At 37.2% G+C, this 22,109-nt stretch carries 20 protein-coding genes; 12 read left to right on the top strand and 8 right to left on the bottom strand.

Annotated elements, in window-relative coordinates; translation table 11 throughout:
- Positions 1–29: 29 nt before the first annotated feature.
- The 3 genes from lhgO to ACM5BR_RS05490 all read right to left on the bottom strand — a co-directional run bounded on the left by lhgO (position 30) and on the right by ACM5BR_RS05490 (position 2,906).
- Positions 30–1,244 carry an L-2-hydroxyglutarate oxidase gene (gene lhgO, locus ACM5BR_RS05500; protein ID WP_416826593.1) on the bottom strand — a complete coding sequence of 405 codons (1,215 nt, stop codon included), beginning with the start codon at positions 1,242–1,244 and terminating at the stop codon, positions 30–32.
- Positions 1,245–1,276: 32 nt separating this feature from the next.
- A complete protein-coding gene (gene glaH, locus ACM5BR_RS05495) occupies positions 1,277–2,212 on the bottom strand; it encodes a glutarate dioxygenase GlaH (protein ID WP_416826591.1) in 936 nt (311 codons plus the stop codon).
- Between the two features lie 376 nt (positions 2,213–2,588).
- A complete protein-coding gene (locus ACM5BR_RS05490; protein WP_416826589.1) occupies positions 2,589–2,906 on the bottom strand; it encodes a DUF3870 domain-containing protein in 318 nt (105 codons plus the stop codon).
- Positions 2,907–3,369: 463 nt separating this feature from the next.
- Between ACM5BR_RS05490 and ACM5BR_RS05485 the strand changes: the two genes are divergently transcribed.
- From ACM5BR_RS05485 to ACM5BR_RS05475, 3 genes are all read left to right on the top strand, one after another.
- Positions 3,370–4,557 (top strand): CaiB/BaiF CoA transferase family protein, encoded by a 1,188-nt coding sequence (locus tag ACM5BR_RS05485; RefSeq protein WP_416826587.1) that lies wholly within the window; start codon positions 3,370–3,372, stop codon positions 4,555–4,557.
- 12 nt (positions 4,558–4,569) lie between these two features.
- Positions 4,570–5,781, top strand: a complete 1,212-nt coding sequence (locus tag ACM5BR_RS05480; RefSeq protein WP_416826585.1) for an acyl-CoA dehydrogenase family protein — start codon at positions 4,570–4,572, stop codon at positions 5,779–5,781.
- Between the two features lie 425 nt (positions 5,782–6,206).
- Complete coding sequence (locus ACM5BR_RS05475; RefSeq protein ID WP_416826584.1) at positions 6,207–7,547, top strand: MFS transporter; 1,341 nt, start codon at positions 6,207–6,209, stop codon at positions 7,545–7,547.
- Positions 7,548–7,794: 247 nt separating this feature from the next.
- On the opposite strand, the gene ACM5BR_RS05470 is transcribed toward ACM5BR_RS05475, so the two are convergent.
- Entirely contained in the window at positions 7,795–8,373 is a 579-nt protein-coding gene (locus tag ACM5BR_RS05470) for an HD domain-containing protein (protein ID WP_416826582.1), read from the bottom strand.
- Positions 8,374–8,673: 300 nt separating this feature from the next.
- Between ACM5BR_RS05470 and ACM5BR_RS05465 the strand changes: the two genes are divergently transcribed.
- On the top strand, positions 8,674–8,988 hold the full coding sequence (locus tag ACM5BR_RS05465) for a YckD family protein (protein WP_416826580.1): 315 nt from the start codon (positions 8,674–8,676) through the stop codon (positions 8,986–8,988).
- Positions 8,989–9,037: 49 nt separating this feature from the next.
- Here the strand turns inward: ACM5BR_RS05465 and ACM5BR_RS05460 are convergent, their stop codons facing one another.
- Both ACM5BR_RS05460 and ACM5BR_RS05455 read right to left on the bottom strand, forming a co-directional pair.
- Complete coding sequence (locus tag ACM5BR_RS05460) at positions 9,038–9,328, bottom strand: SAV0927 family protein (RefSeq protein WP_416826578.1); 291 nt, start codon at positions 9,326–9,328, stop codon at positions 9,038–9,040.
- Between the two features lie 244 nt (positions 9,329–9,572).
- Positions 9,573–10,793 carry an NAD(P)/FAD-dependent oxidoreductase gene (locus ACM5BR_RS05455; protein WP_416827844.1) on the bottom strand — a complete coding sequence of 407 codons (1,221 nt, stop codon included), beginning with the start codon at positions 10,791–10,793 and terminating at the stop codon, positions 9,573–9,575.
- 204 nt (positions 10,794–10,997) lie between these two features.
- Between ACM5BR_RS05455 and ACM5BR_RS05450 the strand changes: the two genes are divergently transcribed.
- Positions 10,998–11,351, top strand: coding sequence for a DUF4870 domain-containing protein (locus ACM5BR_RS05450; RefSeq protein WP_416826576.1), 354 nt, complete (start codon positions 10,998–11,000; stop codon positions 11,349–11,351).
- A 97-nt stretch (positions 11,352–11,448) separates the two neighbouring features.
- On the opposite strand, the gene msrA is transcribed toward ACM5BR_RS05450, so the two are convergent.
- A complete protein-coding gene (gene msrA / locus ACM5BR_RS05445; RefSeq protein WP_416826574.1) occupies positions 11,449–11,982 on the bottom strand; it encodes a peptide-methionine (S)-S-oxide reductase MsrA in 534 nt (177 codons plus the stop codon).
- Positions 11,983–12,242: 260 nt separating this feature from the next.
- On the opposite strand from msrA, the gene ACM5BR_RS05440 reads away from it, so the two are divergent.
- The 4 genes from ACM5BR_RS05440 (at position 12,243) to ACM5BR_RS05425 (ending at position 17,239) form a co-directional block, all read left to right on the top strand.
- The gene (locus ACM5BR_RS05440) at positions 12,243–12,470 is read left to right on the top strand and encodes a helix-turn-helix domain-containing protein (RefSeq protein WP_416826572.1); all 228 of its coding nucleotides are present in this window, start codon (positions 12,243–12,245) and stop codon (positions 12,468–12,470) included.
- Between the two features lie 180 nt (positions 12,471–12,650).
- Positions 12,651–14,270, top strand: a complete 1,620-nt coding sequence (locus ACM5BR_RS05435; RefSeq protein ID WP_416826571.1) for an ABC-F family ATP-binding cassette domain-containing protein — start codon at positions 12,651–12,653, stop codon at positions 14,268–14,270.
- Positions 14,271–14,754: 484 nt separating this feature from the next.
- Entirely contained in the window at positions 14,755–16,416 is a 1,662-nt protein-coding gene (locus ACM5BR_RS05430; RefSeq protein WP_416826569.1) for a peptide ABC transporter substrate-binding protein, read from the top strand.
- A 109-nt stretch (positions 16,417–16,525) separates the two neighbouring features.
- A complete protein-coding gene (locus ACM5BR_RS05425; protein WP_416826567.1) occupies positions 16,526–17,239 on the top strand; it encodes a class I SAM-dependent methyltransferase in 714 nt (237 codons plus the stop codon).
- Between the two features lie 57 nt (positions 17,240–17,296).
- On the opposite strand, the gene ACM5BR_RS05420 is transcribed toward ACM5BR_RS05425, so the two are convergent.
- On the bottom strand, positions 17,297–17,782 hold the full coding sequence (locus ACM5BR_RS05420) for a hypothetical protein (protein ID WP_416826565.1): 486 nt from the start codon (positions 17,780–17,782) through the stop codon (positions 17,297–17,299).
- 155 nt (positions 17,783–17,937) lie between these two features.
- Here ACM5BR_RS05420 and ACM5BR_RS05415 point away from each other — a divergent pair, with 155 nt between their 5' ends.
- The 3 genes from ACM5BR_RS05415 (at position 17,938) to ACM5BR_RS05405 (ending at position 22,104) form a co-directional block, all read left to right on the top strand.
- Complete coding sequence (locus tag ACM5BR_RS05415; protein ID WP_416826564.1) at positions 17,938–18,702, top strand: hypothetical protein; 765 nt, start codon at positions 17,938–17,940, stop codon at positions 18,700–18,702.
- A gap of 62 nt (positions 18,703–18,764) precedes the next feature.
- Positions 18,765–19,718 (top strand): ATP-grasp domain-containing protein, encoded by a 954-nt coding sequence (locus tag ACM5BR_RS05410; RefSeq protein ID WP_416826562.1) that lies wholly within the window; start codon positions 18,765–18,767, stop codon positions 19,716–19,718.
- A gap of 274 nt (positions 19,719–19,992) precedes the next feature.
- Positions 19,993–22,104: a vWA domain-containing protein gene (locus ACM5BR_RS05405; RefSeq protein ID WP_416826560.1), complete on the top strand. Its 2,112-nt coding sequence runs from the start codon at positions 19,993–19,995 to the stop codon at positions 22,102–22,104.
- Positions 22,105–22,109 lie beyond the last annotated feature (5 nt).

The following is a 22,109-nucleotide window of genomic DNA, read 5'->3' as shown; positions in this document are numbered from 1 at the left end:
CATGTCCCTTTTTCAGTAATGGTTCTCTTCTAAAAAGCAACTAATCGCGGCTTGAGCTCAATTTCCGGAACTCTGTCAGCAATTTCTTTTCCAATCGGCAGACATGCAGTTGCTGCAGGAGAAGGTGCGTTACATACGTGGATGCTGCGTTTACCGGGAACAATGAAGAAATCATCTACTAATGCCCCGTTTGATTGCAGTGCTTGGGCTCTTACTCCACTAGGGGCCGGAACAAGATCATTTTCTTGAATCGATGGAATCAGCTCTTGAAGGCTTTTAACGAAGGCTTTTTTACTAAAGGAACGCCACATTTCCTTGGCACCTTCTTTCCAATACTTTGAGGCAAGTTTCCAGAACCCTTTATACTGCAAAATTTCAGTGATGTCTTTTAAATCAATATCCATTTTTTTATACCCTTCCCGCTTAAAGCTAAGTACAGCATTTGGACCTGCCTCTACACCGCCGTCTATCATTCTCGTAAAATGGACGCCGAGAAATGGAAAATCTGGATTAGGCACAGGATAAATTAAATGATTTACAAGATGGTGTTTTTCTGGTTTTAATTCATAATACTCCCCGCGAAATGGGACAATTTGCAAATCTGCTTTTACACCAGCCATTTTTGTCACCCGGTCGCTATGCAGGCCAGCACAGTTTACCACAAAGCTAGCAGTAAACGTCTTTTGATTGGTGATGACTTCTACCTCTCGATCATGTTCTGACACTTTTATGACTTCGGTATTTAAATACAATTCGGCATCCCGCTTTTTTAATAAGGAAACAAGAGTCTCGCAAACTTGTTTATAATTCACAATCCCAGCCTGTGGTACTTTAATCGCTTTCATTCCCTTAACATAAGGTTCTACTTCCTTTAGCTCTTCGTGGTCAATGATGGAAATATCGAGTCCATTTGCAAGCCCGCGTTCATACAGATTCGTAAGCAACGGAAGCTCGTTGTCTTTTGTCGCAACAATCACTTTCCCGCATTGTTCATAATTCACACCGTTTTCTTGGCAAAACTTAATCATTTGCCTGCTTCCATCATTTGCGAACTTCGCTTTTAAGCTTCCGGGTTTATAGTAAATACCTGAATGGATGACACCACTGTTATTTCCTGTTTGATGTTTGGCCCACTGATTTTCTTTTTCTATTACTACAAGCCGAGCATGGGGAAAGCGTCTGCTTAACGAGTAAGCGGTCGACAAGCCCACGATTCCTCCGCCAATAACAATAATATCTACCATTCTATCTTCCTCCTATGAATAAAACTTCTTATTTATACTTTTGCAAAATAACCTCGTTGTCTTAATAATTCACGATGTAAGTTCTTGTTCTTTTCAAATGGTGCTCTTCCGTGAAGCCAGAACGTATTATTAATCATTACTAAGTCACCGATAGGAAGCGGCAATGCTAGCGTTGCTGAGCTGTTTTCCATTGAATCAGAAAGCTCTTTTAAATACTTTGCTTCTTCCAATGTAACTGGATAAGCGAATTGGTCGATAAAACAAATGCAAGGCTTTCCGTTTCGTTCATAAAAGGTTTGATTGTAAACCAATTGAGTAGTGTTTTTACTAGCTGATGCTTTGTATTCAATGCGACATGTAGCCAACGGGTGATTCGAAAACTTCTCTAAGTCGTTCCAATCATCTAGGTGAAGTAAACGTGACTCTCCTCCGACGGAATTTTCTTCAGCAAATTTCATCATTAGAAGCCAATCTGTTGGTTCATCAACGAATGTACCATCCGTATGCAAGGTAAATAATCGATACGCCTGCCGTAAATAGGAATCACTATTGTCTGTATCCTTAACTGTGAATCTAGCATAATAGGTACCGGACATTGCATCGTGATTCACTCCTCCAACTAGATGAGTGATAGCTGTTGAAAATTTTATATAATCTTCGGCATCTGTCGTTTGATTTTGTAATCCAATTGTGAAGCCGCCAGAGTTGCGATCATGTAAAATCTCTCGAATAGACTTTGTAAATGTTTCTCCAAGAATCGTATGCAAACGTTCAGCCAATATCAATCTCATATACGGAACATATTCAAGTTGTTGGGCATTGACCTCCTGATTTTCGGATAAAAATGCATACAAGGCTTTGTTTTCAACTTCAATGTGATAAAGGCGATGATGATGCGGATGCTCTTTTATCTCAAACGTTTTATGCTTTCCAACAAACGACTTTAATTTTTCTTGAATCATACTCATTTTTCTTCCTCCTTTAGATTGTTTAGCAAGTCAGCCGCGTTTCGTTCACTTACTGAACAAGAAAGGCGAATTCGACCCGCAAGCAGACGCTTTTTTGCTTTTCGATATTAAACAATAAAAATAGCCAGTTATATCATTCCAATGGAAATGATATAACTGGCTATAGTCTACTAATGGCTTCTGAACGGAAGTCCCATAGACTTTACAGTTATGTTTAAATCGATTCTAACGATAATATTGCTGTTTCTGAAAGGGGTTACCTTTCTAGAAGCAATTTGTTACTCTTATTCTATGAATACGATATTCAATTGTCAATATATATTTTTAAATTATTCTGAATTTTTCATTATACTATTTCTGTTGCAAATGTAATCTATTAAATATTACATTGCTGAAACTGTGTATATAAGTCTTTTATTGCAGCGACTATAGCATTTCCAGCGCGTCCTTTATAGTGAGTTTGTAGGATTCGAATTGGTTCATCAATACCATCTTTTAGACTTATTCCTCTTAAAAGTGTACCAAAGTAAGTCCTTCCATGCTCGGTTGCTAAAGTACAAGATGCCTCTAAAATAACCCCGTATTTCGTATCTACTTCAACAGTGATCGTAAGGCTATCAAAAATACTCTTTGCTGCCATTCCTTGAGGGAGTCGAGAGTGACCGGCGATAAAATATGTATGAGTATAGGCCATAGAAAATATCTCCTTTTGTATAGTATATAAAATGGGGATTAATAAATTTTTCACGTTTCTTCGTATGCTAGTTTGAATAATAGTAATATTTAAATTATTATACAATTATTTGCTGATATTTACAATTAATGCTATCTATTGTTACATATGGTAGAGAACCTAGGAGTATACATTCATAATGTTGCTATTCTCAGCTTACAAAATCATTTAATAATTTTTAAAAAAATAAAAAACATATATTGCCAAACAAGTTAACTTATGTAATAATGTGTTAAAGGTTCACTGATATGGACCATAAATCTATATCAATCTGAACATATTATGTTTCATTACTTATATGACTGCCTAAGTTTAATATGATCTTCTTAACCAGAAGACATTAGCTTAAACAAAAAGCCAGTCGAACTACAAATGTTTCTTTGTAGTTTGACTGGCTTTTTCATTTTTAAAGGAGGAGATGGGGGTGTCAGGCGCTTTAAATAATATTAGGATACTTGATTTAACAAGAGTTTTGGCAGGACCATTTTGCACGATGATTCTAGGCGATTTAGGTGCTGATGTAATTAAGGTAGAAAGCTCTTTATCCAAAGATGATACACGTTCTTGGGGTCCACCTAATATTGGAGGAGAAAGTGCCTACTATCTATGTGCTAATCGTAATAAACAAGCTATAACATTAAATTTAAAATCGGATGAGGGAAAGGAAATTTTCAAAAGGCTTGTATCTCAATCCGATGTAGTTGTACAAAATTTTAAAACGGGAACACTGGACAGGTTAGGCTTAGGTTATGACGTGATGAAAGAAGTAAATCCTAGCATCATTTTGGCATCCATTACAGGGTTTGGGAAAAATGGCCCATATAAAGACGAACCTGGTTATGACTACATAATTCAGGCTATGGCTGGATTGATGAGCATTACCGGTGAAAAAGCATCAGGTCCGATGAAAGTTGGGGTAGCTATCGCTGATGTATTAACCGGTTTATACACGACCATTGGTATTTTAGCAGCATTGCAAGAAAGAAGTCAGTCTGGTGTAGGACAAGAGATTGATATCGCTCTCTTTGACTCTCAAATTTCAGCACTGGTCAATGTAGCGAGTAATTATTTAATATCTGGGAATATTCCAGGGCAGTTAGGAAATCAGCATCCGAATATTGTTCCGTATCAAGTTTTTCCAACTTTCGATCAAGATATGGTTGTTGCAGTAGGAAATGATAATCAGTTCCAGAAATTTGCTTCTATACTCGGAATGCCTGAGCTAGCAAAGGATGAAAAATTTGCTACGAATCCGAATCGAGTAAAGCATCGGGAAGAACTGATCGAAATCATTTGTTCCAGGATGAAACAAAGGTCGGCGAAGGATTGGAAACAATTATTAATAGAAGCTAAGATTCCGAATGGGCCGATTAATAATTTACAAGAACTATTTTCAGACCCGCAAGTTGAGGCAAGGGAGATGGTTGTCGAAATGAACCATCCAACTGCAGAATCGATTAAGCTGGTCGGCAGTCCACTCAAGCTATCAAGAACTCCTGTAAAGATGAGGAGACATCCTCCGCTTTATAGTGAACATACGAAGAATATCTTGATGGAGTTAGGATATTCGGAGGAACAAATTAAAGAAATGAAATCAAAACACATTATATAGGAGGAATTTGATATGTTGAATTTTGCGCTAACTGAAGAACAAGAATCCGTTAAGAAAGTAGTACGTAAATTCGTTGACCGTGAGATTAATCCTTTTATTAAAGAATGGGATGAGAAGGGGCACTTTGAAACAGGCGTTTTAAAACGATTAGCTGATTTAGAGTTGATGGGGGTATGTATTCCAGAGCAATATGGCGGTGTTGGAATGGATTATAATACTCTCGCAATTGTTTGTGATGAATTAGAACGCGGAGATACAACATTCCGGACAGCTGTATCCGTTCATACTGGATTGAACAGTATGACATTGTTGCAATGGGGAAATGAGTTTCAAAAAGAAAAATATCTCGTTCCGCAAGCTCGTGGTCAGAAGGTTGGAGCATTTGGGTTAACAGAGCCTAATGCAGGATCTGACGTTGCTGCGATGCAAACGACAGCAAAGCGGGATGGCGATAGCTATATCTTAAACGGTTCTAAGACGTGGATTTCCCTTTGCGATGTAGCCGACAATTTTTTAATATTTGCCAAAACGAATAGTGATATGGCGCACCATGGCATCAGCTGTTTCATCGTTGAACGTACGTTCCCAGGCGTAAAAACAAAGGCTATTAAAGGGAAATTAGGTATTCGTGCAGGCAACACAGGTGAAGTATTCCTAGAGGAAGTACGCGTTCCAGCAGAAAATTTATTAGGACAAGAAGGGGAAGGCTTTAAAATTGCGATGGCTGCGTTAGATAATGGAAGATTTACAGTAGCAGCAGGTGCTTGTGGGCTCATCAATGCTTCCTTAGAAGAAAGCGTCAAATACTGTCATGAACGTAAGACATTTGGAAAAGAGATTGGAAAACATCAATTGGTTCAGCAAATGATTGCAAAAATGTCTGCCAATCTAGAAATATCTCGCTTACTAGTTTATCGTGCCGGATGGTTAAAAAACGAAGGGAAACGCAACACGCGAGAAACTTCACTAGCGAAATGGATAGCTTGTGACGCTGCATTTGAAGCAGCAAATGATGCTGTTCAAATCCATGGCGCATATGGATATTCCAATGAATATCCAGTCGAAAGATTTTTGAGAAATGCGAAGGCTCCAGTTATTTATGAAGGAACAAGAGAGATCCATACAATCATGCAGGGTGAATATGCTCTAGGGTATCGACAAGATAAACCTCTTAACAAAATGCTTCCATCATGGCCTTTTGAGGAAGTGAAAGTTCAAAATTAAGCGTTTTACTGGTGGAAGAAAACCCTACTTCAAGGAAAGCTTACTTTAACGAACATCACCTGTGAATTTGTCCTTTTTGTACTAGAATCATAATCCTTCTTCCTAGTTTATCGACCAATCGGGTATATAACGGAGTCCTCCACTAAAGACTAATTTCTCTATAGTCTTTGAAGTGGGGGTCTTACTGCCCGTTTATACGGGTTTAACAGGATACAAAAAAACTCTCTACTTGGGAAAGAAAGTTTCACTTTGTTTCGAATGAAAATTGCCAGTAAATGAGCTGTCTAAGTTTTTTGCACGAAATCATAATTCTTCTTATTGTTTAAGCGTTAAAATTTGAAGACGCTTTCAAATGTTCTTTTGCAAGGAATAAATGAAACTTAAACCTACTGATACTATTAGAAAAGGGAAGAGGTGGATGTATCATGGCACAATCTATTGATCGCACAGAGACGCGACGCATCACAAGTAATATCTTAAAAGGTTCGATTGGAAATCTAATTGAATGGTACGACTGGTACGTCTATTCTGCTTTCGCCCTATATTTTTCAGCAGAATTCTTCCCAAAAGGAAATCCAACCAACCAATTGCTCGACACAGCAGCCATCTTCGCTGTCGGATTCTTGATGCGCCCACTAGGCAGCTTATTGATGGGACGATACGCTGATCGTCATGGACGCCGAGCCGCACTTACTCTTTCCATCACGATAATGGCTTGTGGTTCTTTCATTATTGCCATCACTCCAGGTTATCGCTCCATTGGTATACTTGCTCCTATTATTCTAGTTCTTGCCCGCCTGTTGCAAGGATTGTCATTAGGGGGTGAGTATGGGACTTCAGCAACGTATCTGTCTGAGATGGCCAAAAGCGGACGTCGTGGTTTCTACTCGAGTTTCCAGTACGTTACCCTTGTATCCGGACAACTAGTGGCACTTGGTGTGCAAATCATCCTTCAGCAAATGCTGAACGAAGCAGATATGAAGTCCTGGGGCTGGCGAATTCCTTTCGTCATTGGAGCATTAGGAGCATTAGCTGTATTATGGCTCCGGCGTACGATGGACGAATCAGAGCAGTTCTCTAACATGGGGTCTGAAACCCGGGAGAAAGCTGGGACTGTTCGGACGTTGATGAAATATCCTAAGGCTGTGTTAACAGTGGTGGGACTTACAATCGGTGGAACGGTTGCTTTTTATACCTACACGACGTATTTACAGAAGTTCATGGTGAACTCAGTTGGCCTTCCTAAAGAGATCGTAAGTTGGATCAACTTTAGTGCCTTACTTGTATTCGTTGTCATTCAACCGCTCGTTGGCATGCTGTCTGACCGCATCGGACGTCGCCCAATATTGATTAGTTTCGGTATCCTTGGAACGTTACTTACCGTACCGATTTTCCTACTTTTGCAACAAACAAAGAACCCTATGATTGCTTTCTTACTTATGATGGTATCTCTCATTATTGTTACTGGATACACATCTATTAATGCCATTGTAAAAGCCGAGCTTTTCCCGACCGAAATCCGTGCTCTTGGCGTAGGATTACCATATGGTATTACCGTTGCCTTATTTGGAGGGACAGCAGAGTTCATTGCATTATGGCTTAAGAGTATTGGACATGAGTCACTCTTTTTCTACTACGTAGCAGCGTGCTGTGCATTGGGTGTGATCGTCTACTGGACTATGGGAGAGTCTTCGAAGAACTCTCAAATTGAAGCTGAGATAGAGGATAAAGATGCGGTAATGGTTCGCGAAACCAGCTCACGGTAGTCTTACATATAATATTATGAGCACACAAAGGACGAAAAAATTCGTTAAAGATTTTTTATAAACCAACAAAAAGTACTCATTATGAGTACTTTTTGTTTACCAATCTTTTAAGATGTATGTTGAAAAAAGTTTTCCCCACCTAACTCAGAAAAAGTGTCCGTCTTCTTTGTACTTCCAAGATAACGGGGTTTTGCCCTCAGTTTCTAAGGCTAGAGAGAAACTCCGAAGTGGGGGACCCGGTTAGTCTTCATTCATGAACTAGTTTTTTATCGTTGTTAGGTTTATCTGGAAGATCTTTTATAGACATTAGAGTGGTTGAAAGATGATCCGTTATCATTTCATCTAACCGTTTTATTGCACCGAGTGCTTTCTCCTGAGAGAGTCTACGGTAATGATGGCTTCCACCTAATTCTTCATCCATTTCATCTGCCGTTTTTACAATTTGCTGTAACGTACTTCTTTGTATAATGGCATCGGGTAGATAAGAATCAGTATGAAGTAGGATGGCAAGTGCAATTTCCTTTGCATCCTTTGGGTTTTCTCCTAATCGAATAAGAAGCTTATGAGCTCGTTCGGCTCCTTTAATTGCATGAATATCATTCTTTTTATATAAATCATAGTCCCATTTACCATTGCTATACCATGTGTAATGTCCTATATCATGTAAAAATCCGGCTTTGGTAGCTAAATCAACAGAAATGTTATGCTCTTTTGCCAAATGAAACGCATGATAGGCAACAGATATGGCATGTACCATTCCAGAACGATTGACAAACTTCTGTACAATCCGATGGCTGTATAATTGCTCTAATGTCACGTTACGCATAAACATTCTCTCCCTTGCAGTAAGATTTCCATTGTTAACATTACATTCTAGAAATTGAGTAGTTTTCAATCATGAATAATAAGTGATAGCAAAGATTCTTGATATATTCAGAACATTGTACTGTATTGGTACCATTTCGTAAAGGGTTTTGTTTCTATAACAGACTAAAGCAAATAGTGGAAATAAATGTAAGAAGAAGTAACGTGGATATTATTCAATTTTTTCGTAAACATATACTGTTTGAATAGTATACTCCGTTTTTGGGAAACTAACCAAAGATATCATGAAAGGGGTGTTAGTATGAAAGGTTTAACTTCTATTGTTGTTTCGCTTATACTGTTATTTCAATGGCAAGGATTTGCACATGCAAATGAAATGAAGCCCACAAAACTTCTTACGACTGAACAAAAAAAGGAGATTTCATCTCTTGAACGTGACATCTTAGAAAAAAAGAAAAAAGTTATTTCTAAATATGTAGAATATGGGGTGATATCGAAGGAAAAGGGAGACGCAATCATTTCTCGATTGCAAGAGCGTTACAATACTCTTGAAAAGAATGGCTTCATTCATAAATGGGATGGGCATCATCAACATAAGAAAGATATGAATTCATAAAGAAAGAGGGTCCTTAGGATACCCTCTTTCTTTATAATCTATGTCTTATTTAATATTGATCTGCATGGAGCTCTTGTCCTAATAAATATGTTAAAAACTTTCCTACTTCCGTAACATCTTCTGGTTCTATGCCTAGCTTCGGTGCCCAGTAATTGGTATTTGGTATATCGTCATCGCATAAAAGAGCCATACGCTCACTTTGAAGAGAGACGACCATTGCTTTCCCTAAAAACTTCACGGAATAAATGACAGTTAAATCATAGCGATGATTTCCAGCGGAAATACAGTAGTAATGAATATTTTGCCTTTCTTGTTCTTCTGATAAAATATCAAAGTTCATCCTCACCACTCCTTTGTAGTCTTTATTCGTAATCGGCTACAGGTTATTCCATGAGCAGGTGCTTTTCTTCAGTAAAAAAATTTTGAAGAGTGCACGTTATTACGTAAAATATAATTTCGATACAATACCTATTATATTCCTGCTTCGTCACAAAATTGTCTTTTTTATATTTTGGTTAAGCACTTATTTAAGGGCAGTAAGACCAACTTCATAGTAGGGTCCGTAAAAGCAAAGGTGGGAAGGTTCACCTTATATGAATCATAGGTCTTGTTTGTAAATATAGATCTATATTAGGATGAGAACCTTTTGTAATGATATCACGTATTAGTGATGCGAGAACCATACTATATACTGTCCCGTTATCTCCGTATCCAAATAGAAAGTAGCAATTCGGCTTCGTATCATATATACCTAGAATAGGTAGGCCGTCATGGGTGCCTCCGAAATGAGCAGCTACTGTAAATTCTGGTTGTACGTGAATATTTGGAAATAGTTTGTTAAATTCTTGAATGAGAGCTTTCTTTTTATGAATCAGCTTTGCATCTCGTTCTTGAGGGTCTGAGGTCTGTTCATCTAATCCACCTATAATAATGCGATTATCATGGGTTGTTCGCATATAAAGATAAGGGCGTGCTGTTTCCCAAATTAGAGTTCGATTATACCAATCTGATAAGTCTGCAACGGAATTCGTTACAACAGAATAAGTACTGCTTATCACCGCATTCTTTTCTTTTTTAAATAATAATCCTTCATATCCAGCAGCTATAATTACATGTTTTGCAGCAATACGATGTCTGTGCTTCGTGTAGAAAATAACTCCGTCTTGTTTAAATACTTTTCCAATGATCTCTGTATTTTCATAAATATTAGAGCCTTTTTGTTTTGCCATATCAAGGAGTCCAATCGTATAGATGTACGGATTGATTTCGGCATCGTTATATAGATAAAGTGCGGCCTTCTTTTGAAAAGGATATAGTTTACTAATTTCTTTTTCAGTTAATAGCCTTACAGCAAAACTATGTTTTTGTAGATAAAATAGCTCGTTTTGTAATTTTTGAACATCCTCTTCATAGCTTGCAAAGTAAAGGGTATCTCTTCGTATAAAGTTTGGATCAAATGATAGATGTCTGGATGCGTACTCAATTTCGTTGATTGCTTGGCGGCAAAGTATCGTGTGCCGAATTGCTTGTTCTTCGCCAAAGCTATTGACTAGCTCATGTAGCATCTTATCTCCTAAATATTGAATGAGTGCAGTATTACTAGCTGTGCTTCCAGACCCAATTTTATGTTTCTCTACTACAACGATCTTTAGGCCTGTATGACAAAGGATATAGGCACATTGTGCACCTGAGATTCCACCTCCAATAATAAGAACGTCACATGTAATATCTTCTTCTAAGGGGCTATATTCGGGTCTATTTGGTAATGTTGTCGGCCAGTAGAATGTTCCTGATTGTAAAATCAAATGTATTTCCACTCCATTCTCCATTATAGTTACCGAATTAGAAATAGATATGCATATGTATACGCTTACCTGTGCTCACATGAAAAGAACATGATAAATTCATTACTTACATACATATTTGTACATGTACTTCTATATTATTTAGTAACATGGCTTTCCATATGATTATTAAAATGTATGCAAATAGAAATGAGGAGTGAGATTATGACAGAGAAGGAATTAGAAAAAGACGAAAAACTGTGGGGGATGTTTGCCCACCTTTCATCCTTAACTGGTTTTTTTACAGTTATCGGATTTATTGCAGGACCATTAATTATATGGTTAGTTAAGAAGGATGAAAGTGCATTTGTAGATCAAGAAGGAAAGGAATCATTAAATTTTCAAATTACGATGCTTATTTATTATATTGCTGCAGGGTTATTATCCATTGTACTCATCGGACTTATACTCTTCCCATTACTTGCGGTGTTTCAACTTGTTATTGCAATAATTGCTGCAGTTAAAGCAAATGATGGCCAGCATTTCCATTATCCGATTACGATTCGCTTTATTAAATAGGGATGGTCTTTACCCGCCGAATTTTGAAATATAAGGATAAAAAGTAGGGGCAGTCTAAAAAGCCCCTGATTTGTATATCCCATAACAGAATCATCTGCTATTTTTTCCAGTTTTCCTTGATAAATGCAGCACGACCTGATTCGATTCGTTCTTGTTTGTATTTTTCGGGATTCTTCTTGTAAAAGTGCTGATGGTATTCTTCTGCTTCATAAAAGGTACTAGCGGGAAGGATACTTGTTACAATAGGCTTTGTAAAGCGAGTGCTACTTTCTATAGCGAGTCTAGAAGCTTCAGCTAATTTTTTTTGCCCTGCTGTATAATAGAAGATTGCAGTTCGATATTGTGATCCACGATCAAAAAATTGCCCGCCTTCATCTGTAGGATCAATTTGGGGCCAGTAGAGTTCAAGAAGTTTTTCATACGAGAATACAGCAGGATTAAATTGTATTTGTACTACTTCATAATGACCAGTTGTACCGGTTTTCACTTGCTCATAAGTAGGATATTCTATGTTTCCACCTGCGTAGCCAGAAATGACATGTATAATACCAGGAAGTTCGTCGAATGGTTTAACCATACACCAAAAGCATCCTCCTGCAAACATAGCAAATTCATAATGAGAATCTTTCATTACTATTCATCCTTTCGTATACATAGGCTTTTATTTTTATTCTGCATAGGCAGATTAGTATTATTTAATTATAGAATATCTTAACAATCAAAGTATTGTGTATAGAAAAGAGTTTGTTATATTATTAACGTAGAAAAACAGAAAAAGAAAGGAGTAAATAGGTTAACTTTTTGCTGATGACAATCGAGAAAGTGTTCTGACTTTTTATAAGGAGTGCAGGTATTGTTTTTGGTAATATCATGTATATATGGGTGATTACAATGGAAAACGGAGAAAAGTTACTCATGAAAATTGGAAGTACAATTAAAACAGAAAGAATGAAAAATGGTTTATCTCAGGCAGATCTTGCACAACAATCTAACCTGCATAAAAATTTTATAGGTATGGTAGAAAGAGGACAGCGTGGTCCTACCATTTCTTCTTTGCAAAAAATATGTTTCGCTTTAGGTATTAGTTTAGCAGAGTTTTTTCAATCCTTAAATTTATAGTTTTATACAATAAAAACTAAAGGTGTTGACTCATGCGCAATTTTTACACATTACAAGATTAAAAAAAGACATTTGTACAAGGGTATAAATGTCTTTTTGTATTTTATCATAGAGTTTACGCTTCTTTGCTACGTATAGTACAATATAAATGTAACTCAAAACGTTTGGAGGAAATTAACATTGATCCAAGTTAGCAATGTAAGTTTACGATATGGAGACCGAAAGTTGTTTGAGGATGTAAACATAAAGTTTACGCCGGGAAATTGTTACGGTCTAATCGGTGCAAATGGAGCTGGAAAGTCTACGTTTCTAAAAGTGTTATCTGGCGAAATTGAAGCAAATACCGGAGATATATTTATTACTCCTGGAGAGCGTCTTGCTGTTCTAAAGCAAAATCACTTTGAATTTGATGACCATGAAGTAATTGAAACAGTGATTATGGGACATGCTCGCCTATATGAAGTCATGCAAGAGAAAAATGCAATATATATGAAAGAAAATTTTAGCGATGAAGATGGAATGCGCGCAGCAGAATTGGAAGCTGAATTTGCAGAAATGAATGGTTGGGAATCTGAAGCAGATGCTGCGGTTCTATTAAAGGGTGTTGGAATAGAAGAGGAACTTCATCATAAAAAAATGGCAGAATTAACGGGTGCTGAAAAGGTTAAAGTCTTGTTAGCACAAGCATTATTTGGAAAACCAGATATCCTTCTTCTTGATGAACCGACAAACCATTTGGACATAAAAGCAGTACGATGGCTTGAAAACTTTCTGTTAAACTTTGAAAATACAGTCATTGTCGTTTCCCATGATCGTCACTTCTTAAACAAAGTTTGTACGAATATGGCTGACTTAGACTTTGGTCGCATTCAAATATATGTAGGGAATTATGATTTCTGGTATGAATCTAGTCAACTGGCACTGAAATTGTCGCAGGAAGCAAATAAGAAAAAAGAAGAAAAAATGAAAGAATTACAAAACTTTATTGCTAGGTTTAGTTCGAATGCATCGAAAGCCAAACAAGCAACTTCACGCAAAAAGTTATTAGATAAAATTACGTTAGATGATATTCGTCCTTCATCACGCCGTTATCCATTTGTAGGCTTTACTCCTGATCGTGAGGCTGGAAATGATCTTCTTCGCGTTGAGGGATTAACGAAGACTGTTGATGGAGAAGTAGTTCTTAATAATGTCAGCTTTACAGTAAATAAAGGTGATAAAATTGCACTTGTTGGTAGAAATGAGCTTGCTTACACTACCTTATTCAAAATATTATCAGGTGAAATGGAGCCGGATCAAGGTACTTTTAAGTGGGGTGTAACGACATCACAAGCGTATTTCCCGAAAGATAATGCTGCTTACTTTGAAAACAATGAATTAACGTTAGTAGAATGGCTACGTCAATATTCCCCTCAAGATGAATCGGAAAGCTTCCTGCGTGGCTTTCTAGGTAGAATGTTGTTTTCAGGTGAAGAAGTAATGAAATTAGCAAAGGTTCTATCTGGAGGAGAAAAGGTTCGCTGTATGCTTTCTAAAATGATGCTAAGCGGTGCGAATGTATTAGCATTTGATGAGCCAACGAACCATTTTGATCTTGAATCCATAACCGCGTTAAATAATGGTTTAATTGCATTTAAAGGAACTCTCTTATTTACCTCACATGACCATCAATTCGTCCAAACAATTGCAAATCGTATTATTGAAATTGGACCAAATGGAATGGTAGATAAACAAACTTCTTATGATGAGTATTTAGATGATGAAGCGATTCAAAAGAGTGTAGAACAACTTTATGCTTAAATAATAGAGAAAAAGCTCTGTTATAATGAGAAAAGAAGCTAACCATATGCACAGCTGGTTAGCTTCTTTTATTTTTATTATTGGAAATTTCCAACAAATCATCACTGCTATTATTCATAAGCTCTAATAGATTCGGGTAAAGTTAAGAGTATAGATGGGGGAAGAATATCATTTTTGAAAGCGCAACCAAAGATGATTGAATTAACATAAAATGTTATATACCATTTTATGTTATATAAGGTAATATAAGTGTTAATATGCATAAATCCATATCGACAATTCCTTTTATTTACAAATATGAGACGATTGTCATGAAAAATAAATAAAAATTTATTTTTTTTGAAATAGTACTTTACAAATTTTTAAAATTTAGTAGAATATTCAGTAATAGAAATTTTCTGATAATTTTACTAGTAAAACTTTAGAGAAAGTAAAGAAAATTTCTACTAGTCACTGGATACATATAATCAAGGAGGGTACACAAATGAAAAAGAAAAAGATAGCAGCTATTGTTGCGCCTGTACTCGTTGCCAGCTTAGCGTTAGGTGCATGCGGTACAAAAGACAGCAATACAGCAAGCAGTGGTTCAGGAAAGTTAGCGGCTAATCAAGTGCTAAAAACGAATGAACGTGCTGAAATTCCTTCAATGGACTCCACGCTTGCTAAGGATGAAGTATCGTTGAATGTTATGAACAATGTTATGGAAGGTCTTTATCGCCTTGATAAGGATCAAAAAGCAACCCCAGGTGTTGCTGAATCGTATACAAAGAGTGATGACGGCAAGACGTACACATTCAAGCTTCGTAAAGATGCAAAATGGTCCAATGGTGACCCGGTAACTGCGAAAGACTTCGTCTATTCATGGAGACGTGCAGTTGATCCAGCTACAAAAGCAGAATACGCATATATTATGTTTGATGTGAAAAATGCTCAAGCAATCAATCAAGGAAAAGCTGCTCCTGATACATTAGGAGTGAAAGCAATTGATGACAATACATTAGAAGTACAATTGGAAAACCCAGTTCCTTACTTCGTAGAATTAACTTCTTTCCCAACATTTGATCCTTTAAATGAAAAGTTTGTGAAAGCACAAGGAGATAAATTCGGTTTAGAAGCAAGCACTACATTATATGATGGTCCATTCGTCCTTTCTGATTGGAAGCATGAGCAAGGATGGACATATAAGAAAAATGATCAATATTGGGATAACAAATCCGTTAAATTGACTGAAATTGATACAAGTGTTGTGAAAGATTATCCAACAGGTGTAAACTTGTATGAATCCGGCCAAGTGGATCGTGCTCAGCTTAATTCTGAATTTGTTGATAAGTATAAAGGTAAAAAGGATCAATTCGTTGTAGAGCCTATTCCATCTACTTATTTCCTACGTATGAATGAAAAACGTAATGGCAAAGATACTGTGTTTGCAAACAAGAACTTACGTAAAGCTGTAGCAATGGCATTCGACAAAAAAGGCTTGGCAAACGTAATCTTAAATGATGGATCCGCTCCTGCAGATTTCCTTGTACCTGCGAACTTTGTAAAAGGTGCTGACGGTAAAGATTTCCGTAGCCAATATGGTAACCTATTACCAACGGATACTGCAAAAGCAAAAGAATACTTTGATACTGCCAAGAAAGAACTTGGTACAGACAAAATTACACTTGAGTTATTAAACTATGATACAGAAGTTTCCAAGAAGACAGGCGAATATATTAAAGATCAATTAGAAAAGAACCTTCCTGGTGTAACTGTTAATATTAAGCAACAACCATTTAAGCAAAAATTACAACTTGAAACAGCTCAAGATTATGAATTTTCATTAGCTGGTTGGGGCCCAGACTATCCAGATCCAATGACGTTCTTAGATATGTTTGAAAGCAAGAGTGCAATGAATGAAATGAGCTATTCAAACGCTGAATACGACAAGATTATTGCCGACGGAAAATCAACATTGCTTACGAATCAAAAGGAACGTTTGAATCAATTAGCGAAAGCTGAAAAAATCTTGCTTGACGATGCAGCAATTGCTCCAGTATACCAACGTGGTGATTCTTTCGCTCAACGTCCATACGTGAAAGGTCTAATCAGAAATAACTTTGGTGGCGACTACACTTACAAATGGGCTTATATTGAAGAACATTAAGAATGATACAGTTTGAAAGGACAGGGAGAATTTACTCCCTGTTTTTTTTGCACATTTTCCTTTTCTCTACATACAAATGGTAGGAGGTTGTATGAAGGGTGATAGATACATGGAAAATATGTATTTAGATATGCTGGCGCAGCTTGGAATTGGTAGTGCTCATCCTGGTGGATTCGCTCATACGAAACGTTTGCTAAAGTTAATACCGCTCTCTTCCCAAAGCTCTGTATTAGATGCTGGATGTGGTACTGGAAGAACGGCAGTTTACCTTGCAAATCAATATGGTTGTAAGACGGCAGCAATTGATTCGAATCCGCTTATGATAGCGAAAGCCTCAAGGCGTGTGTTACATGAAAAAGCGGCCGTTTCCCTTATAAAAGGGTCGGTAGAGTCGCTTCCTTATGAAAATGACACATTTGATGTGGTTCTCTCAGAGTCAGTAATTGCCTTTACAAATGTGAAACAAACCCTTGCAGAATGTAAACGAGTACTCAGGCCAGGCGGATATTTCGCTTGTATCGAAATGAGTGTAGAATGGACACTTTTAGAGCACGAGGAGAAGGAACTTCGCAACATGTACGGAACGAAGGAGTTTCTTACTGAGCAGCAGTGGTATTCACATCTTACGAAATGCTTTTCTACCATACAGTTGATTGAAGGTAGTACCTTTGCTGCTTCTATCCATGCACAAAAGGAAGTACCGAACTGGGATGTATCTCCTGATATTCATCCTTCCTATTATAATTTGTTAGCAAAGCATGAAGAAACCATTGCCAAATATCAACATACTTTAGGTCATCGTTCTTTTCTTTGCCGAGTATGAATACAAAATAGACAAGAGAGCACTTGACGTTTGTCTAGTGCTCTCTTATTTGTGTTATTAAATGAAGAATAAGGCTGCTAATGAGATTCCTACTATAAATCCAAAGGCAAGTTCAACTGCAGCTCCGCCGCCGAAACCATCAAATCTATCAAATCTATCAAATCTATCAAATCTTCTATCAAACCTTCTATCAGATCTTCTATCAGATCTTCTGTCGGATCTTCTGTCAGATCTTCTGTCAGATCTTATGTCGGATCTTCTGTCAGATCTTCTGTCAGATCTTCTATCAGACCTTCTGTCAGATCTTCTGTCAAATCTATCAAATCTATCAAATCTATCAAATCCAAAAATATCTTCATCGCTAAATCTATGACCATAGCCAAATCCACCATTGAATTTGCGTTTTGAAACTGGCTCAATCCAAACAGATTCTTCGGTAATATCCGTGATTCTACCAAAGTGAGTTTTTCCAGACTTATCGTGTATACGAACCACTTTTCCGTGATATTTGCAACAAAGATTATAGCAATCTCGATTATTCATCTTTTTTCCTCCCCTCATATGAGCTACTATATACTATATGGACTAGTTATCAGAATGCTTGTGTATTTAACTAAGGTATGCACACGAAATAATGAAGGTAAGGAGATCTTGGTTTAATAAAGATCCACCCGATTATAAAGCGATGAGGGGATTATATGAAGGAAAAAAGAAAAGGTCTTATCGCAATCGTTTGTCTGGTACTTGTTTTTGGATTAGTTGGTTGCGCGTCTGGTCAAGCACATATCATTGTTCATGAGAATGGAAGTGCTGATGCAAATCTTACATTTTCACTTCAACAACAAGTTAAGGCCTACATCGGTAATTTTAATCCATTTACAACGCTAGAAGATGAATTACATAAAAATGGATTTGCAATTCAATCATTCGATCGTCAAAGTGAATTTGGATTTTATGCAACCAAACATCTTGAAACGATAGGGATAGAGCCAAATCAATCAGGGGTGGCACATGCTGCGTCTCCAGGTACCATTGGAAAAAATGAATTTATCACCTTCCATACCGATCAGGATGATAAATACTTTTATACAGTGTATTACATTAGTGGAAAGTTAAATATTTCAAGTTATTATAATTACTTATTACAAAGCATTGATAAGCAATTTAAGGTTGCACAATATGCTCCTTCCTTTGTCGCTAGTCAAATCAAACAAAATCTTGATTTACGCGTGAAAGTATCTTTGCCTGTGAAGGCTATCGCTACCAATGCAAATAATGTATCATTTGACGGAAAGGATTTGGAATGGCAGATTGATCCTACAACGGAGAATACAGTAACGATGGCAATTACTGTACCGAATGTGCAGCATATCTTAATGGCAGCGGGAATCATTCTCCTATTATTGATTGCTATTATTGTTTGGAGAAAGAGTAGAAAAAGAAGTACAACAAGGAGCTCCTAATTGTAAAATGTCAGATGAGAAGGGCATAAGAGCTTGTATGATAAGGAAAGAAGGAATGGTAGATGGCGAAAATTTATATTATTCATGAAAATGATGAATGGACAATCCACTTAACAAAACGGTTAGAGGAATTGAAGCTACCATATGAAGCATGGCATTTAGATTCCGGTATAGTAGACTTAACTGCTACGCCACCTGAAGGTATCTTCTACAGTCGTATGAGTGCCTCCTCTCATACCCGTGATCATCGTTTTGCTCCGGAGCTAACAGGTGCTATTCTATCATGGTTAGAGTATCATGATAGAAAGGTGTTTAATGGTAGCCGAGCCTTACAATTAGAGGTTAGTAAGGTAGCACAATATTTGGCGTTAAACAAATTAGGCATTCGTACACCGAGAACAATAGCAGCAGTCGGAAAAGAGCAAATAATGGAGGCAGCAAAACATTTTGTTGGACAGCCTTTCATCACAAAGCATAATCGTGCTGGTAAAGGTCTTGGTGTTCAATTATTTCAAACTGTTGCTAGCTTGCAAGCATACGTGGAGAGCAAAGCATTTGAAGAGCCTGTTGACGGTATTACGCTTATTCAAGAATATATTCAATCGCCAGAGTCTTCTATTACTCGTTGCGAATTTGTTGGAGGAAAGTTCGTTTACGCAGTTCGTGTGGATACATCTGAAGGATTTCAGCTATGTCCTGCTGATGCATGCCAGATAGGAGATTTGTTCTGTCCAGTCGGTGAGGAATCTAACAAAAAACCAAAATTTCAAATTATTGACGGATTTCATGAACCGATTGTTCAAAAATACGAAGAAGTATTGGCAGCAAACGGTATTGCTATTGCAGGTATTGAGTTTATCCGCAATAGCAAAGGAGATATTTACACTTACGATATTAATACGAATACAAACTATAATTCCGATGCAGAATCAATTGCTGGAAAATATGGTATGCTAGAAATTGCAAAATTTCTTGGAAGTGAACTAGAAAAACTGAATGGTTCCCGTGTTCAATAATTCTTTATACGATAATTTAAATAGTTTTGTGCTTGGAAATAATGACCTTTAGATTCTATCTAAAGGCGTTTTTTATTTCTAGTAGATCCCTACTTAAGGAGGTAGAGAAATCAAAGAAATCTAAGTATGGAATAACTGCTTGTAAAATCTATTTTTTGAGGATGCTTTACATAATTAAGATAAAAATACAAGTCATATCCCTGTATTTCACTCATAAGCTTAATCAAGAGACTTTGTCTATCGTTATTCTAATGTAAAGGTGGCGCCATCTTCAATGAAAAAACAATTGATTGCCACTTGTGTGCTGCTTCTATTTATTCTTATTCCTCTTCACTCTTATGCGAAAGAAGAGGAAGGGAAACGAAGATCAGTAATGCTTGTGTATGATGATTCTGGCAGCATGCGAACGAGTGGAAATGGACCGGTTGATCGCTGGAAGTATGCCAATTATGCTTTGCAAAGTTTCGTCGGATTGCTAGATAGAAATGATCGCTTCTCCTATGTAGCTATGAGCAATCCAACTTCAGAAATAGCAATTTCTCTTGAAAAACGGCAAGAAGAGATGAATCAGATTCGTTCCATTGACAAATTTAAAGATACGCCATTTCAATCCGTTGTTACAGGGATAGAGGCCATGAAACGCCAAATCAAAGGGAATGAAAGTGATGAGTATTGGTTTATTATCGTAACAGATGGGGCATTTAACGATTTACAGGTTTCAAATCAGGTTCAATATGAAAGTAATAAAAAAATGATGACCGATACCCTTCATAATTTTATACAGCTAATGAACGACAATCATATTTCTGTTCATTGTCTCCTTATTACAATGGAATCGAATATAAGCAATGAGGAACGTCAGCAAATGAATACGTTTAAAGATATCTGGAAGCAAACAACAAATGGAATGATTTTTAGTAGCGATGGTGAGGATGGAATCATTCGAAATGTAAACGAAGCTGCTGCCTTAATTGCAAATCGCGATCCGTTTTCAAATATAAATGAAGTATTGAAGATAAATAGTAAGGATTCTACCATTTCCTTTGTATCACCGTTTCCAATGCGCCGCATTACAGTTGTCCAGCAAGGAAATGTTAGTAATGTTGTGAAATTGTCAGATCAAGCAGCAAGCTTAGATGGACCGTACTTGATGAGTGCACCGCAAATACCAATGCTGCATGGTACAGTTATTCATGTATCCCATCGTGACGGATCGGTCATGACGCCTGGTTCGTATACCTTGCAGCTTGATAAACCTATAGATTCCAATCAAAATGTGAAAGTATTAGTAGAGCCTGCCCTCGACTTTACCGTACATGTGTATGACAAGCTAGGAACGGAGCTAAAAGAAAGTAATGGTTCACCCTATGCCGGGAGTACGGTAATGATTGAGGCCAAGCCAATTGATTTGCCGATTCAACCATCCTTTTATACAGCTACCTATATTCAAAATGGGAAGACAAGCGAGATGACTTGGAATGAGGAGCGAAAAGCGTTTCAACTTACTGAAATAGTTGAAGAGAAGCCTATGCGAGGAAATGTACAAATGAGCATTAAAGGATTCTATCAGCAAACGAAAGAAATTCGTCTAACCCCAGTTTTAAAACCCAATTTTACTATACAAACCGCTACTTCAAATTGGAAAGAAGATGTTTCGAATTTGATAAATAGCCCGCCTATTATCTTACAGCCTCTTTTAGATGGAAAACCTATGTTGGAACAAGATGTAGCATCATTACACTCATCCATTTCTCTCGATAAACATGTAAACATGGAAGTTAAACAACAAGGATCGAAGCTATATGTCTATCCTCGTCCTTATTTCTCTAGGTTATTTAATTTCACAGAAACAGGTTTGATGAAAGCAACTATACAACTGGAAAGTGAGAAATATGGTAAAGCAAGCGTTGATATTCCTTTCGAAGTAACGGAAGTATCATTTTGGCAGCGAAATAACATATTATTTCAGCAAGTACTTCCGCTCTTATTTCTTTTTCTTTTTTTCGTAATCGTAATTGTGGGGTGGATCACGAGAGCCCGTTTTCACAAAAGTGCATGTATTACCTTTGAATTTGATCAGTCATTTGCAGATGAATGGATTCATACGGCGGAACCAGAACCTTTGCCAGGCTCGTGGTGGAAACATTATATAGGTTTACCTTTTCGAGCAGAGCGCCGTACTGTACAATCGATAACATTTATTGCGAAGAGGCGAACGAAGGCAGTATGTATTGCCAAAGAATCTCAATGTGAAGGCATGATTATTGAAGGCTCTATTTTAGAAAGGGAAGAAGTGGGGATAGCCCTTCGAACGATCTATCCAAACGAGACAATTATGATTGATCGAGGCTACGGTAAAGAAACGTATAAATATGAATGCGAATAGGGAGT

Source organism: Ectobacillus polymachus (genome assembly GCF_048159605.1).
Taxonomy (GTDB): domain Bacteria; phylum Bacillota; class Bacilli; order Bacillales; family Bacillaceae_G; genus Ectobacillus; species Ectobacillus polymachus.
The sequence above is the reverse complement of the archived record's forward strand: the minus strand, read 5'-3'. Positions and strand labels throughout refer to the sequence as shown.

What these genes read in the sequence shown, in the direction of transcription:
- lhgO (WP_416826593.1), bottom strand. Translation starts at nt 1,244, where the DNA reads ATGGTAGATATTATTGTTATTGGCGGAGGAATCGTGGGCTTGTCGACC.
- glaH (WP_416826591.1), bottom strand. Translation starts at nt 2,212, where the DNA reads ATGAGTATGATTCAAGAAAAATTAAAGTCGTTTGTTGGAAAGCATAAA.
- ACM5BR_RS05490 (WP_416826589.1), bottom strand. Translation starts at nt 2,906, where the DNA reads ATGGCCTATACTCATACATATTTTATCGCCGGTCACTCTCGACTCCCT.
- ACM5BR_RS05480 (WP_416826585.1), top strand. Translation starts at nt 4,570, where the DNA reads ATGTTGAATTTTGCGCTAACTGAAGAACAAGAATCCGTTAAGAAAGTA.
- ACM5BR_RS05475 (WP_416826584.1), top strand. Translation starts at nt 6,207, where the DNA reads ATGGCACAATCTATTGATCGCACAGAGACGCGACGCATCACAAGTAAT.
- ACM5BR_RS05470 (WP_416826582.1), bottom strand. Translation starts at nt 8,373, where the DNA reads ATGCGTAACGTGACATTAGAGCAATTATACAGCCATCGGATTGTACAG.
- ACM5BR_RS05465 (WP_416826580.1), top strand. Translation starts at nt 8,674, where the DNA reads ATGAAAGGTTTAACTTCTATTGTTGTTTCGCTTATACTGTTATTTCAA.
- ACM5BR_RS05460 (WP_416826578.1), bottom strand. Translation starts at nt 9,328, where the DNA reads ATGAACTTTGATATTTTATCAGAAGAACAAGAAAGGCAAAATATTCAT.
- ACM5BR_RS05450 (WP_416826576.1), top strand. Translation starts at nt 10,998, where the DNA reads ATGACAGAGAAGGAATTAGAAAAAGACGAAAAACTGTGGGGGATGTTT.
- msrA (WP_416826574.1), bottom strand. Translation starts at nt 11,982, where the DNA reads ATGAAAGATTCTCATTATGAATTTGCTATGTTTGCAGGAGGATGCTTT.
- ACM5BR_RS05440 (WP_416826572.1), top strand. Translation starts at nt 12,243, where the DNA reads ATGGAAAACGGAGAAAAGTTACTCATGAAAATTGGAAGTACAATTAAA.
- ACM5BR_RS05430 (WP_416826569.1), top strand. Translation starts at nt 14,755, where the DNA reads ATGAAAAAGAAAAAGATAGCAGCTATTGTTGCGCCTGTACTCGTTGCC.
- ACM5BR_RS05425 (WP_416826567.1), top strand. Translation starts at nt 16,526, where the DNA reads ATGGAAAATATGTATTTAGATATGCTGGCGCAGCTTGGAATTGGTAGT.
- ACM5BR_RS05420 (WP_416826565.1), bottom strand. Translation starts at nt 17,782, where the DNA reads ATGAATAATCGAGATTGCTATAATCTTTGTTGCAAATATCACGGAAAA.
- ACM5BR_RS05415 (WP_416826564.1), top strand. Translation starts at nt 17,938, where the DNA reads ATGAAGGAAAAAAGAAAAGGTCTTATCGCAATCGTTTGTCTGGTACTT.
- ACM5BR_RS05410 (WP_416826562.1), top strand. Translation starts at nt 18,765, where the DNA reads ATGGCGAAAATTTATATTATTCATGAAAATGATGAATGGACAATCCAC.
- ACM5BR_RS05405 (WP_416826560.1), top strand. Translation starts at nt 19,993, where the DNA reads ATGAAAAAACAATTGATTGCCACTTGTGTGCTGCTTCTATTTATTCTT.